The 11,913-nt window shown below is 40.3% G+C and carries 19 protein-coding genes and 1 tRNA gene; 13 read left to right on the top strand and 7 right to left on the bottom strand.

Annotated features, from left to right (window positions below; genetic code table 11):
• Positions 1–67 precede the first annotated feature (67 nt).
• From CU633_RS03145 to CU633_RS03135, 3 genes are all read right to left on the bottom strand, one after another.
• Entirely contained in the window at positions 68–928 is an 861-nt protein-coding gene (locus CU633_RS03145; protein WP_101658277.1) for a DUF421 domain-containing protein, read from the bottom strand.
• A 17-nt stretch (positions 929–945) separates the two neighbouring features.
• Entirely contained in the window at positions 946–1,152 is a 207-nt protein-coding gene (locus tag CU633_RS03140; protein WP_101658276.1) for a DUF1657 domain-containing protein, read from the bottom strand.
• Between the two features lie 106 nt (positions 1,153–1,258).
• Entirely contained in the window at positions 1,259–1,465 is a 207-nt protein-coding gene (locus CU633_RS03135) for a DUF1657 domain-containing protein (protein WP_101658275.1), read from the bottom strand.
• Positions 1,466–1,831: 366 nt separating this feature from the next.
• On the opposite strand from CU633_RS03135, the gene fabI reads away from it, so the two are divergent.
• From fabI to CU633_RS03085, 10 genes are all read left to right on the top strand, one after another.
• Positions 1,832–2,605: an enoyl-ACP reductase FabI gene (gene fabI, locus CU633_RS03130; RefSeq protein WP_101658274.1), complete on the top strand. Its 774-nt coding sequence runs from the start codon at positions 1,832–1,834 to the stop codon at positions 2,603–2,605.
• Between the two features lie 216 nt (positions 2,606–2,821).
• Positions 2,822–3,490, top strand: a complete 669-nt coding sequence (locus CU633_RS03125) for a hypothetical protein (RefSeq protein ID WP_101658273.1) — start codon at positions 2,822–2,824, stop codon at positions 3,488–3,490.
• Positions 3,491–3,600: 110 nt separating this feature from the next.
• Entirely contained in the window at positions 3,601–3,957 is a 357-nt protein-coding gene (locus CU633_RS03120) for a DUF1360 domain-containing protein (RefSeq protein ID WP_101658272.1), read from the top strand.
• A 401-nt stretch (positions 3,958–4,358) separates the two neighbouring features.
• The gene (locus CU633_RS03115) at positions 4,359–4,847 is read left to right on the top strand and encodes a YhcN/YlaJ family sporulation lipoprotein (protein ID WP_180954838.1); all 489 of its coding nucleotides are present in this window, start codon (positions 4,359–4,361) and stop codon (positions 4,845–4,847) included.
• A 16-nt stretch (positions 4,848–4,863) separates the two neighbouring features.
• Positions 4,864–5,337 (top strand): stage V sporulation protein AC, encoded by a 474-nt coding sequence (spoVAC, locus tag CU633_RS03110; RefSeq protein ID WP_101658271.1) that lies wholly within the window; start codon positions 4,864–4,866, stop codon positions 5,335–5,337.
• Entirely contained in the window at positions 5,338–6,357 is a 1,020-nt protein-coding gene (gene spoVAD, locus CU633_RS03105) for a stage V sporulation protein AD (RefSeq protein ID WP_101658270.1), read from the top strand.
• Between the two features lie 14 nt (positions 6,358–6,371).
• Complete coding sequence (spoVAE, locus tag CU633_RS03100; protein WP_101658269.1) at positions 6,372–6,728, top strand: stage V sporulation protein AE; 357 nt, start codon at positions 6,372–6,374, stop codon at positions 6,726–6,728.
• A gap of 165 nt (positions 6,729–6,893) precedes the next feature.
• On the top strand, positions 6,894–7,022 hold the full coding sequence (locus tag CU633_RS03095; RefSeq protein ID WP_101658268.1) for a YjcZ family sporulation protein: 129 nt from the start codon (positions 6,894–6,896) through the stop codon (positions 7,020–7,022).
• A 148-nt stretch (positions 7,023–7,170) separates the two neighbouring features.
• Complete coding sequence (locus CU633_RS03090; RefSeq protein ID WP_101658267.1) at positions 7,171–7,425, top strand: stage VI sporulation protein F; 255 nt, start codon at positions 7,171–7,173, stop codon at positions 7,423–7,425.
• A 153-nt stretch (positions 7,426–7,578) separates the two neighbouring features.
• Positions 7,579–7,854, top strand: a complete 276-nt coding sequence (locus CU633_RS03085) for a hypothetical protein (RefSeq protein WP_101658266.1) — start codon at positions 7,579–7,581, stop codon at positions 7,852–7,854.
• Between the two features lie 21 nt (positions 7,855–7,875).
• Here the strand turns inward: CU633_RS03085 and CU633_RS03080 are convergent, their stop codons facing one another.
• The 4 genes from CU633_RS03080 to CU633_RS03065 all read right to left on the bottom strand — a co-directional run bounded on the left by CU633_RS03080 (position 7,876) and on the right by CU633_RS03065 (position 10,520).
• Positions 7,876–8,562 (bottom strand): DUF421 domain-containing protein, encoded by a 687-nt coding sequence (locus CU633_RS03080; RefSeq protein ID WP_101658265.1) that lies wholly within the window; start codon positions 8,560–8,562, stop codon positions 7,876–7,878.
• Between the two features lie 102 nt (positions 8,563–8,664).
• Positions 8,665–9,087 carry a GNAT family N-acetyltransferase gene (locus CU633_RS03075; protein WP_101658264.1) on the bottom strand — a complete coding sequence of 141 codons (423 nt, stop codon included), beginning with the start codon at positions 9,085–9,087 and terminating at the stop codon, positions 8,665–8,667.
• The gene (locus CU633_RS03070) at positions 9,084–9,605 is read right to left on the bottom strand and encodes a YjcG family protein (RefSeq protein ID WP_101658263.1); all 522 of its coding nucleotides are present in this window, start codon (positions 9,603–9,605) and stop codon (positions 9,084–9,086) included. The genes CU633_RS03075 and CU633_RS03070 overlap by 4 nt, the downstream gene beginning before the upstream one ends.
• Positions 9,606–9,797: 192 nt before the next feature.
• Positions 9,798–10,520 carry an alpha/beta hydrolase gene (locus CU633_RS03065; protein WP_101658262.1) on the bottom strand — a complete coding sequence of 241 codons (723 nt, stop codon included), beginning with the start codon at positions 10,518–10,520 and terminating at the stop codon, positions 9,798–9,800.
• A 183-nt stretch (positions 10,521–10,703) separates the two neighbouring features.
• Here CU633_RS03065 and CU633_RS03060 point away from each other — a divergent pair, with 183 nt between their 5' ends.
• The 3 genes from CU633_RS03060 to CU633_RS22680 all read left to right on the top strand — a co-directional run bounded on the left by CU633_RS03060 (position 10,704) and on the right by CU633_RS22680 (position 11,835).
• Positions 10,704–11,168, top strand: a complete 465-nt coding sequence (locus CU633_RS03060; protein ID WP_101658261.1) for a DinB family protein — start codon at positions 10,704–10,706, stop codon at positions 11,166–11,168.
• A 249-nt stretch (positions 11,169–11,417) separates the two neighbouring features.
• Positions 11,418–11,489: transfer RNA gene (locus CU633_RS03055), tRNA-Val, on the top strand.
• 196 nt (positions 11,490–11,685) lie between these two features.
• Positions 11,686–11,835 (top strand): hypothetical protein, encoded by a 150-nt coding sequence (locus tag CU633_RS22680; RefSeq protein ID WP_180954837.1) that lies wholly within the window; start codon positions 11,686–11,688, stop codon positions 11,833–11,835.
• Positions 11,836–11,913 lie beyond the last annotated feature (78 nt).

Raw genomic sequence — 11,913 nt, 5'->3', positions numbered from 1 at the left:
GAAACTGGAAAAGAACGAAAGCTTGCCGTTGCCCTACTTTATTTGCTGGACACAAGCCGTCTTCCCTTTAACTTTTTAAATAAGGGGTAAGCAGATTAATCGTTTCTTTTAGCTTTTTCGCATTTTTCTCATACATTTTTTTAGCTTTTTCAGAATCCGTCTCCAATGCGAAAGACTCTAAGTCAGCCTGGCACTTTTTTACCATCGCCATCAATAGCGGGCGTTGCTGTGGAGACGGGACATTCATTTTATCATCATAAACGTCCACCGTTAATTGTCCATAAGAATCCACTTGGGCCATGACTACATTGTCAAGGGTTACCCCCAGTTTTTCCAATTCAATTTTAAGCCATTGACGGTTCTGTTTTGCTGCTGCAAGTGAATTATCTAAAATTTGTCCATCCATAATGACCGTCTGGGGCACTTTTTCATTGGCAATTTTGATATGCAGATCTTTTGGAGTTAACGGCTGGTTTTCTTTTTTCAAAAAAACACTTAGATCTCCGTTTGGTTCTAAGGCCGCAAACTCTACATCGGCGGCATTAAATACATTTTTTTTCCTTAGTAAAGAATTTAAATCATCTAGTGTATAAAGCTCTTTTTTTAAGCTGTCTTCCATGATTTTCCCGTCTTTTATCAGTACTGTTGCTTTTCCTTCGACTATATCCCGGAATTTTTTACTTTTCAAAGAAAGAACGTCGACTATATAGGTGATGCCCCCAAAAAGAATAATCGCGAATACCCCGTTCCATATATTTTTATCCAGATTTATAATCACTTCAGCAGCAATGCTTCCGATCGTAATACCTGATACGTATTCGAAAAAAGACAGTTGAGAAATCTGTTTTTTTCCTAATAATTTTGTCATAAAAAATAAGGCGGCCATAAATAAAAGTGAACGAATGAAGATATCGATCCACTCTGGCATTTTCATCACCTCGAACATTAAGATGGTTTATATTGCGGTTCTTCGAATTCCAGTTCCGTTATCCGTGTTTGTAGGTCCTTTTCGACTTCTTCCACTAGTAACATCGCTTGATGAAACGTTTGCTGCGCCTTTTCATCCTGCGAATTTAATGCGAAACTTGATAATTGTGCTTTTATCCCATTGATCGAAGCTAAACATTGTTTAACGTTGGAGTAGACAGTCATCTTGTTTTATCCTTCCATCTGTTTTAAAAAATTTTCAAAAAAATAAGGGTTTTTAAGCAAAAATGAATAATGTAAAGGGTTGGCAAGAAGCCAACCCGGTTAAAATTTATTGCTGTTTATATTGGGGTTCTTCTTTCTCGATTTGCTGAAGACGCGGCTCAATACTGTCAATAATCGATTGAGTTTGTTGGGCGGCAGTTTGGTACAGCTGTTTTGCTTGCTTATCTTCAGTTCCTAAGGAAAATGTTTCTAAGTTCGCTTGTGCACTTTTCAATCCCGCTAAAGTTTGCTTCACTTGAGATCCTACAGTCATTATCCAATTCCCTTCTTTCTGTTAACTGATGACTTACGAATTGTATTATCTGGTTCAACAGAAAGAAATATTAGTGGAAAAAAATTGGAGAAAATGATAAGGATCCCGATCCCGAAGATGTAGATGACCCAGATAGTACAGATGAATTTTGGTTGTGTGTAGTAACCTTCCATTTCCACAAAATTGGGGATGTGCTTCTTATTTTAGGCAATCATTCAAAACTATTCATAAACCGACAAAGTTTTTGCAAGAGTCAAGTTATTTAAACAATACCGTCACAGTGGAATGTTTGCTTTTCATTTTTTTCAAAATGTATTAGAATTAGCACTAGGTGTTAATAACTTGTATTAATAGGAGGATTATATAATGGGTTTATCATTGGCTGGAAAAACTTATGTTGTTATGGGAGTTGCCAATAAAAGAAGTATCGCCTGGGGGATTGTCCGCTCACTTCACGAAGCTGGAGCCAGCCTGGTTTTTACATATGCAGGAGAGAGATTGGAAAAAAGCGTCCGTGAACTTGCAGAAACACTTGAAGGTGCCAATTCACTTATCATTCCATGCGATGTCACCAATGACGAAGAAATAAGAAAGTGCTTCGCGGAAATCAAGGAGAAAACCGGGGTGATTCACGGAATCGCTCACTGTATTGCTTTTGCAAATAAGGAAGAGCTGCAGGGAGAGTATATGAACACGACAAGAGAGGGCTTCCTGCTTGCTCACAACATCAGCTCCTATTCGTTAACAGCAGTGGCGAAAGAAGCAAAGGATGTAATGACAGAAGGCGGAAGCATTGTCACATTAACGTATCTGGGCGGAGAAAAAGTTGTGCAGAACTATAATGTTATGGGCGTTGCCAAAGCTTCGCTTGATGCGAGTGTGAAGTATTTGGCCAATGATTTAGGAAAGCTGGGAATTCGTGTAAATTCAATTTCTGCCGGACCAATCAGGACCCTTTCCGCAAAAGGAATCAGTGATTTTAATTCCATTCTTAAAGAAATCGAGGAGAAAGCCCCGCTAAGACGGACGACGACCCAGGAAGAGGTTGGTGATACCGCAGTGTTCTTATTCAGCAACATGTCGCGCGGAATTACCGGGGAAAATATTCATGTCGATTCAGGTTACCATATTATTGCGTAAGTGACACCACCCACGGCTGAAGCCGTGGGCTTTCTTCGACCCAGTCTGTAAAAAATGTCCGCTTCTTGTGAAGCGGGCTTTTTTGTATCACATTACAATCCTTCATCGCCTTCACAATTCCTCAAATCTAACTGAAAGCTCGATCCGATACTATCAACACCGATATTTGCTGCATACAATAAATGGAGAAATTTTTTTTGTTGGGGAGGGAGGCTTTTGGCGGAAGAAAAGCCGCAACCACCATTTAAACCTTTATTATATATTGTTGAACTGGATCTTGAACCGGCAAGCTGCCATATGCAAAATATTTTTCATTCGAAAAATCATCAGCCAATTCCCCAGTTTGAAGAATATGGGCTGGAACTGAGGCTGGAAGAACTCGAATTTGAAAAAACTGGCTCAATGCCAAAAAAAGAACAGATAAAAAAGCCTTCAAAGGACGAAGTAAGATCAAAATTAAAGCAAATACTTGGTGAAAAATTGACTGCTGAAACAGAGGCTGATTTATTAGCACATCTGGATGATCTCTCGACGGGTGAAGATGCGGTAAGCAATGACAATCATATTCAAACAGATGGAGCGGTGGAAATGCTGTACGAGGATGCTTCGGTCCCATATCAGCAAAATGATGAGCGAACATCCACGCCCACAACTGCACTTGATAAAATAGAGGCGGTCAAAAGACAGGAAATCAGAAAAAAGATCGCTCATTTGGCACGTTACCGGAATAGTATAGTAAAACCACTATGTGAGGCGATTATCGATGGGAAGCCTATCAGATTTCAGGTTATCAGTAAAAGAGGCAATTTTGTGAAAGTGAAAATTGGCAGACATCAGAAAAAGTTTTATATAAACGAAATTACTGACATCAAAATAATTGAATAAAATGGAAACCCTGGTTTCCCGCTAAAACCGGGTGTCCTTTTATCACGCTGCAGATCATAGCTGGTGCTGGGTACTTATTCCGGAACTATAGAAATAGGTTGGTGAAAGGATTGAATCTTGATTTTTGGCTCATAGTTATCATCGGGATTGCCTCGTTTCGCTTAACAAGGCTGATTGTTTTTGACAAAATAACTGAATTCATTAGGGCTCCTTTTTTTGAAGAGCAAATAGAAGAAGATCCGGATGGGAATAAAGAAATATATTTGGTCCCAAAGGGAAACGGAATAAGAAGCTGGATCGGGGAACTGCTCAGCTGTTTTTGGTGCACGGGTGTTTGGTCCAGTTTATTGTTAACTGTTGTTTACTTTCTTGTCCCAGTCATCGGTGTACCTGTCATATTTGTTCTGGCAGTGGCTGCTGTAGGTTCGGTAATCGAAATTTTTATTAGTAAAGCGTTAGGCAGTTAGCAGTTACCAAACTTGTCAAGCTTTCATAGTATATTATGAATCCAAGACAAGGAGGCTAACAGTTTGCAAAAAAGAATCAGGAAACAAGCTCCAAGAATAACTGGCGCAAAACAGGAACCTAAGAGACTAAAGCATGATTGTGGATGCTTAAAAAGAAAAAGCACGAATAAAAAATAAAAAGGCTGTCTCGATGGATGAGACAGTATTTTTTTTTGGATTTTATGAAAAACTGAGCAATCAAAAAATCGATGGAAAAGAGAATTTAAGGATGCGTTACGAATCATTTTCAAATGTATCCCGGTTATATTTTTTATAAAAAAATTTTTTATGTAATAAAATCAACCACAGTGCAAACAATAAATTAGCGTGAACACACATTTCTTACATAGGAAGGGAAAAATATGAAAAGCAAATGGTCAGCATCATTTTTTATTTGCCAGCTTCTCCTTCTGCTAGCCATTGTTTTAGCAGGCTGTAAGGAGGCAGATGAAGGAAAGGGCAATCAAATGTCCCTTATGCAAGCGACAAATCCTGCTCCAGTTTCGATTGGCGATAAACCAAAAGATACAAGCACTGTCCAGAAAGTGAAAGAGGACGTGATGGCTTTTGATGAAATTTACGATGTCGCAGTTGTAAAAGGGAAAAAGGATATTCTTGTTGCTTATAAAGTCAAGCATTTAGAACGGTTCAGGATGAAGGATATTGAAAAAAATATTACTAAGCGGCTCGAAAAAGATTTTCCAAAGGAAAATTTTACTGTATCGAGCGATTATAAAATTTTCCTTGAAGCTGTCCAGTTGAAAGAAGACATGAAACAACCGGATTTCTCGGATAAACAGGCGGAAAAAAGGTTGAAATCGATTATCAGCCTTCAGAAAGAAAAGACATAGGAAGGAGCCATTCACAATGGGGAACAAGCCTAAAAAAACCCCGCAGCAAAAGCAATACCAGCAGCTTGAACAAAAGCATGAAACAAAGCGCCCACTCTTGAAAAATTGTCTGAGGGCCTTCTTCATCGGAGGCCTGATTTGTTTAGTTGGACAAGCGATATCTTATTTCTATATTTATTTTTTTGATTTTACCGAACAAACGGCAAGCAACCCAACTGTCGCCACAATGATATTTATTACAATGCTTCTGACGGGATTTGGTGTTTATGACCGGATTGGCCAATATGGCGGGGCGGGCAGTGCTGTGCCTGTAACAGGCTTTGGCAATGCCGTCATTTCAGCCGCAATTGAACATCGAACTGAAGGATATGTTCTTGGTGTCGGGGGAAATCTGTTTAAACTGGCGGGATCTGTTGTGCTGTTTGGTGTTTTTGCCGCCTTTGTCGTTGCCTTAATCAAAACATTATTAAAAATGTGGGGGGTTTTGTAATTGCTGAGGGGTAAACAGTCCTGGGTATTTAAAAATCGCCCGATCATTGCAGCTTCGGGGGTGACCGGCGGCCCGTTTGAAGCCAATGGAAACCTGGCAGATGATTTTGATATCCTTCACGATGATCTATGGATGGGTAAGGATTCTTATGAAAAAGCCCACAGTTTGCTTCTTGAAGAGGCAATCGAAACGGCTATGCAAAAAGGCAAGGTCAAAACAGATGACATTCAATTTTTACTTACGGGTGATTTAGTCAATCAGATTACGCCATCAAGCTTTGCGGCACGAACAGCCAGGATTCCTTATTTCGGCCTGTTTGGTGCCTGCTCGACATCGATGGAAGGGCTTGCTTTAGCCTCGTTTATTGTCAATTATCAAGGAGCAAAATATGTTTTGACCGGAGCTTCAAGCCATAATGCAGCAGTGGAAAAACAGTTTCGCTATCCGACTGAATATGGGAGCCAAAAGCCGCCAACCGCCCAATGGACGGTGACCGGAGCAGGAGTCGCCCTGGTTAAGGAGAACAACGATTCAAAAGAACCGCTTCCTGTAACGACAACCGCGACGATCGGCAAGGTAATTGATATGGGGCTTTCTGATCCATTTAATATGGGAGGTGCGATGGCACCTGCGGCTGCAGATACGATTACGGCCCATTTTAAAGATTTGCAGCTCGATCCGTCACATTATGATTTAATCGTAACCGGTGATCTTGGTAAAATCGGCCGGGAAACGACTCTGGAACTATTGAAGAAAGATGGCTTGAAAATCGATACCAACCTGTTTCAGGATTGCGGTTTGATGATTTACAAGGAAGATCAGCCAGTCCAGTCAGGGGCAAGCGGTGCCGGCTGCTCGGCAATAGTACTATATGGGCATCTGCTGAAGCAAATGAAGCAGGGACGGTACAAAAGAATTCTTGCTATTGCAACAGGAGCTTTGCTTTCACCGCTCTCGTACCAACAAAAGGAAACGATTCCATGCATAGCCCATGCCGTTTCCATCGAAATGAACGGATGAAGGAGGATAAAACAATGCTAGTGATGTTTTTTTGGGCGTTTGTCGTGGGCGGACTGATTTGTGTAGTCGGCCAGCTGTTATTTGATGTTGCCAGATTGACACCTGCCCATACATTAAGCTTATTTGTTGTGATTGGAGCCATATTGGGCGGGTTTGGATTATATGAACCGCTGTTGGACTTTGCCGGGGCTGGAGCATCAATACCGATCACGAGCTTCGGGAATTCCCTGGTTGATGGAGCCTTGCAGGAGGCTCAGCAGCACGGCCTTGTCGGTGTATTGACCGGGATGTTTGAAATAACAAGTTCGGGAATATCAGCCGCTGTTGTTTTTGGCTTTATCGGCGCCCTGCTTTTTAAACCTAAGGGTTAAACCATTGCTTGATTTTTTTGCCCATTTATGGACAGCAGCAAGTCTGTTTTTTAGCTTTCAGCCTAACATAAGGCATTTATCCCGCCATGGCCCAGAGCTCGCCCAAACACTTTCATGTTGCCTAACATATGCTATGAATGAATACATTAAAGTGAGGTGACGAACATGGGCTTCGGTTATGGCTGCCATTATGGTGGCTATGGATACGGCGGTGGATATGGCGGCTCCGCGTTTGTATTAATCGTCGTACTGTTTATTTTGTTAATTGTTGTTGGTGCCAGCTTCTATAATTAAGAATGGCGATAAATATATTTCACTGCCAAGGCTGTCTCTTAAGGGGCGGCCCTTTTTTGTGCTGGATCAGGGCCGCCGTATCCATTTCACCTTTTTCGCCTTTCTTCATAAGATAAAGTAGTTTATAAAGGAGGCGTGGTGTGGTAGCATGGAAAATGGTTTTTTTAAGAATGTTGAAAAAAAGACCGGCGTCAATATGAAGGATATTTTCGACTTGGCAAATTCGCTTCAAAATGCAAATTTTAAAGATGAGCAAACGGTCAGAGGCGTCATTAAAAAAGTCTCGCAGATTGCCAATAAGCCTGTAACAAAAGAGATGGAAGATAAAATCGTCAACTCCATTGTAAAAGATGGGCAAAAGCTTGATTTAAATACGATTTCAAAAATGATCAACAAAAAATAAAAGGACTTGGCAAGTCCTTTTTTTGATATAAATCAAAAGTTAGTTATATACCAAAACAAGAAGCTAATACAAAAGTGTCTTAAGAAACAGGTTTAGCCGTATTCAATAAAGGGTAAAAGAAACTGAAATAATGTGTGTAAAGAGGTGGGAAAGATGGGCTATATTTTACCGGTAACAAACTATCAGTATTCTCAGTATGCAGAACGGGATATTGGCGTACATCATGACCCTTTTAAACTGATTCCGGTGGCAAAAATGAATAAACTGGATAAAGCTTATCGAACGCATGAACATATCGCAGTGCCACCGCGGAAAATCGCCGATATGTCTTTCACTCCTGTTCCGAAAGTGAAACGCAATGAAGAAATAATTGACAGAACGTACGCAGAGCTATCTGGAAAAGGGCGGAATTTTAATAAGATTGTGTAGCGCTTTAAGAATCATTTTTGCCTATGAACGTGTTTTATATGTTTGGACGTGTAAAGGTTCTCCTTTCAGCCATTCTGCATATAAGACATTTTTGGGAGAGAGGACACCAGCTTTTTCCAATTCCGTTTCCAAATCTTTTTCATCCCAATTAATATTCTGCAAGTTCTTATAAAGAACCTCGCCATCCGAAATCAAAGTGACCGGCAAGTGAATTTCACTTAAAGGCAAATTCAAATCCCCAACAGAAGGCGTCTGAAAGGAAGGCTTTTTGACAACACTGATTGAGCCGTCAGTCTCTAAAATTGCATACTCGCACTCTCTGATCGAGAAAATATCTTTTTTTCTAAGCAAATGCTGAAGCTGGTTAATATCCAAGTGGTTTTTGCGCAATTCATTATAATCTATCTGCCCTTTTCGGACGACAATCGACGGATTGCCTTCCAAAAAACCACGGACACTGATCTTTTTCTGTGTCAGTATTTCTGTTCCGAAAATAAGAATGCTCCATATCGCGATCGCAAATAAAATTTCTTTCAGCCCCACTTTATCATCATAAAATGCATTTCCAACTAATTCTCCCAGTACGAGTGCAGAAATAAAATCAAAAGTTGTTATTTGGGTGATCTGCGTTTTCCCCAGTAATTTTGTCATCAGCAAAAGCGCAATATAGCCAACTACAAGCTCCATTAATATTTGAAAAAAGTGCATTTTGTTTCGCCTCCGCCAGTGCAATTATATCTATTATTGTTAGCCAATTCCCTTTAAATTATCGAAAAAAAAGAGCTCCCGCTATATGAGGGAGCTCGATTCTTATAGAGATTTTTTCATCGTTTTATGGGGGATGCCTGCATCTAAAAATTCTTCGGATGCCACTTCATAGCCTAAACGGCTATAAAAAGGAATCGCATGGGTCTGCGCGTTCAGCTTTAAGGCCGTAATCCCTTTATTTGAGGCATATTCTTCAATTGCAGCCATAATCGCTTTACCGGCTCCGGTCTTTCGGTACTCCTGCAGCACACAAATGCGTTCAACCTTTCCAAAACCGTCAACAATCCGGAAACGGCCGGCTCCAGCCGGAGTTTCATCATCATACAAAACAAAGTGAACTGCGCTCGATTCGAACTGGTCGATTTCTTCTTCTTCAGGAACTTGTTGTTCTTCAACGAATACCTTCTTGCGGACTGTAAAGGCATCCTGTAATTCTTTTTCGGTCGAAACGGTAGTTACTTTCAATTTTTATTATCCTTTCCTAAGCGAAATGTTTCATATACAGTCCATTGCCCGTTTTCCAGCTGGTAAAGGAGGTGGAAGCGGTCAACGGTTTCTTCATGTTCAACTTTCAGCATTTTTAAAGAACCATAAACGTCTGAATGTTCAGCATCCGACAGATTTTGCCCGATTGTAATGTGCGGAACAAACGCATACTCCGGCTGGCCGTCATCGAAGCTTTTTAGAAAATCATTATGCAACCCTTTCAATTCTTCAGTAGGTTCAACTTTTAAATAGATCACATTGTTTACTGGATGAAATGAACTGACCCGGTACACCTTCAGCCTAAACGGCTCATATTTTCCGGCGATGTCTTCAAGTTTTTTAGCGAGTTCAGTGATCTGTTCTTCTGTTGCTTCAAAAGCGCTTCTTAACGTTAAGTGTGGCGGAATTAACGCGTAGTGTGCATCATAGCGTTTTCGATAGGAGTTAGCAAAATCCTGGAGCTTTTTTGTCGGAAAAATAACGATACCGAATTTCATATTATGACCTCCAATGTTAAATATTAAGATTTATGAGTTGAAGGAGTAAAAATTCGAATATGACGCCAATGAAAAAAGGAGCCGGAATTGGAATGTTTTACAAAAAGAATTTTAATGCGATTATAACAAATCTTCGGAATTGATAAGATCATTATACCCTTCCTGCTCCGAAAAAGCATATTTAAGGCAAAATTAAAACATTTTTTTCAGCGCATCTCTTAAATTGGGCTGCCAATAGGTCCAAGTATGATTGCCAGCAAATTCTTCAAAATGGTACGGAAAACGTTTTTGCCGGAAAACTTCCGCCAGATGGCGGTTCGGGGTGAGGAAATCCATTTCCTTTTTGTCTGAAGTTATAACAATGGTTTCTTGATTTCCGACCTCGTGATATATATGTAATAATGGTGGGTATTCAAATGTTTCCACTAATTGAACCACCCGATCGTTTACAAGCGGAGACTGGAGAATGACCCGTCCAAATATATTGGGATATTCAAGGGCCGTCATTAATGATACGGTCGCTGCCAGCGAGTCGCCGATCAGTGCTCTGCCCATGCCCATTTGATAGGTGGGGAACTCTTTATCCAAAAATGGGACAAGTTCATGGGCGAGAAAACGAATATAATTGTGCTGGCGACTACCCTGCGGATGATATTTTTCACGTCGGTCCTTTACATCCTTGTAGGGCACCCCAACGATAATGACATTTTCTATTTCTTTATGATGCAATAATTCATCGGCAATTCGCCCGATTCTGCCAAACTGAAAATAATCCTTTCCGTCAGATGCAATTAACAGAGAATATTTATAAAGAGATGAGAAAGAAGCTGGTAAATAAACGAGAATATTTACTTCTTCCCCCAACTCTTTGCTTGGAATCGTCATATCTTTGATTGTACCTCGCGGAATTTCCATTGTTGATTCCTCCCTTGCTCAGGTTGCCCACCATCGTACTTTTAACAGGCTTTTATGCGATTTTATCATATCAAGCAGGAGAAATGCTTTTTTGGTTATTCAGCCAGACATTTTGATAATTATGTTATAATACGAATATTCCGAATTAATTTGTAAACTTAAAGAATAAAAAGGGGGAAAAGCATGGACAGGGCTGTTTGGAAATTGGCTGAGGACGTAAGAGGTTATACGCTCGATATTTTGGATTCAATACCGGAAGAATTGACCGATGTTGTGCCAGAAGGGTTTAATAACTCGGTTCGCTGGAATGCAGGCCATATTCTGCTCGACCAATATTTATGGTTTTACCATAAAATCGATGATAGCATGCCATTAGCAGAAATTGCGCCTTTTTTCAGTTATGGAAGTTCTCCGCGCGATTGGACAGAGGACAACCAGCCACCTTCGATCGGGGAAATTAAGCGGCTTTTAAAGGAACAAATACCGTTTTTAAAAGAGACGTTTGCCGCAAGATTCGATGAAAGGTTAAATGAAGAATCAGAACACGGGATCCGGACAATTGGTGATGTGATTCCAAGAACGATTTACCACGAAGGACTGCATACCGGCACGTTAATTTCGTTGCGCAAAAAACTTTTGGACCAGTAAGTCTCCATTTGGGAGGCTTTTTATAATGTTAAGGTCAAGACGTCTTATGGGGCGTTATGAAAAGAAAGCTGTTAAGGGGTGCTTAATGCGCTGTACAGCAAGATGATTTTTGAAATAAGAAAGAATAGAAACTCCTTGACTTTTCTTAGAAGATAAATATAATTAAACATGTACCTTTTAAAGGTTCGACAATTTAAGGCCTTAACTCGGCAGGGAGAGCACAACCTTGCTGGTTACAATTCATATTACGATCCGATAGTTCAGTGGGAGAATACATCCTTGACAGGGATGGGGTCGGGGGTTCGAATCCCTCTCGGATCATACGTTTAAGATACGCTCCTATACTTGGAACGTGTCTTTTTTTTCGTTTTTAGTTATTTATATGTTGGGCAAGGACAAATTGGGAACACTTCCATCCAATGCAGCTATAAATCGGAGGATAGGTATTAGCTAACCGTATTGGTACCGGTATATTTTCTATGCGTTCTCCAAACATTATGGAAATGGAGGTGACGCAATGAAGGACAATATTAAGTTCCAAAAGGAGAAGGATTTAAAAACCGATTCTTATGAAACCGACGTTTCATTAAAGGAAACGATGCATTTAGATTATGTTCCAGACCCTCACGGAACGATCGGTCAGCAGATCACCAATGATTCAGAATGAAAACAATCCAGTAGAATCAAAATATTTAATTATCAGAAGCCTTACAAACGGCTTCTTTTTTTGGGCTTTTTTAAAATC

It is taken from the genome of Bacillus sp. V3-13, from assembly GCF_002860165.1.
In the GTDB taxonomy this organism is placed as follows: Bacteria; Bacillota; Bacilli; order Bacillales; family Cytobacillaceae; genus Bacillus_BJ.
This window is presented reverse-complemented; position numbering and strand designations above follow the sequence as displayed.

What these genes read in the sequence shown, in the direction of transcription:
- CU633_RS03065 (WP_101658262.1), bottom strand. Translation starts at nt 10,520, where the DNA reads ATGGAAATTCCGCGAGGTACAATCAAAGATATGACGATTCCAAGCAAA.
- CU633_RS03145 (WP_101658277.1), bottom strand. Translation starts at nt 928, where the DNA reads ATGCCAGAGTGGATCGATATCTTCATTCGTTCACTTTTATTTATGGCC.
- CU633_RS03095 (WP_101658268.1), top strand. Translation starts at nt 6,894, where the DNA reads ATGGGCTTCGGTTATGGCTGCCATTATGGTGGCTATGGATACGGCGGT.
- CU633_RS03070 (WP_101658263.1), bottom strand. Translation starts at nt 9,605, where the DNA reads ATGAAATTCGGTATCGTTATTTTTCCGACAAAAAAGCTCCAGGATTTT.
- CU633_RS22680 (WP_180954837.1), top strand. Translation starts at nt 11,686, where the DNA reads ATGAAGGACAATATTAAGTTCCAAAAGGAGAAGGATTTAAAAACCGAT.
- CU633_RS03135 (WP_101658275.1), bottom strand. Translation starts at nt 1,465, where the DNA reads ATGACTGTAGGATCTCAAGTGAAGCAAACTTTAGCGGGATTGAAAAGT.
- CU633_RS03080 (WP_101658265.1), bottom strand. Translation starts at nt 8,562, where the DNA reads ATGCACTTTTTTCAAATATTAATGGAGCTTGTAGTTGGCTATATTGCG.
- CU633_RS03085 (WP_101658266.1), top strand. Translation starts at nt 7,579, where the DNA reads ATGGGCTATATTTTACCGGTAACAAACTATCAGTATTCTCAGTATGCA.
- fabI (WP_101658274.1), top strand. Translation starts at nt 1,832, where the DNA reads ATGGGTTTATCATTGGCTGGAAAAACTTATGTTGTTATGGGAGTTGCC.
- spoVAC (WP_101658271.1), top strand. Translation starts at nt 4,864, where the DNA reads ATGGGGAACAAGCCTAAAAAAACCCCGCAGCAAAAGCAATACCAGCAG.
- CU633_RS03140 (WP_101658276.1), bottom strand. Translation starts at nt 1,152, where the DNA reads ATGACTGTCTACTCCAACGTTAAACAATGTTTAGCTTCGATCAATGGG.
- CU633_RS03090 (WP_101658267.1), top strand. Translation starts at nt 7,171, where the DNA reads ATGGAAAATGGTTTTTTTAAGAATGTTGAAAAAAAGACCGGCGTCAAT.
- CU633_RS03060 (WP_101658261.1), top strand. Translation starts at nt 10,704, where the DNA reads ATGGACAGGGCTGTTTGGAAATTGGCTGAGGACGTAAGAGGTTATACG.
- CU633_RS03115 (WP_180954838.1), top strand. Translation starts at nt 4,359, where the DNA reads ATGAAAAGCAAATGGTCAGCATCATTTTTTATTTGCCAGCTTCTCCTT.
- spoVAE (WP_101658269.1), top strand. Translation starts at nt 6,372, where the DNA reads ATGCTAGTGATGTTTTTTTGGGCGTTTGTCGTGGGCGGACTGATTTGT.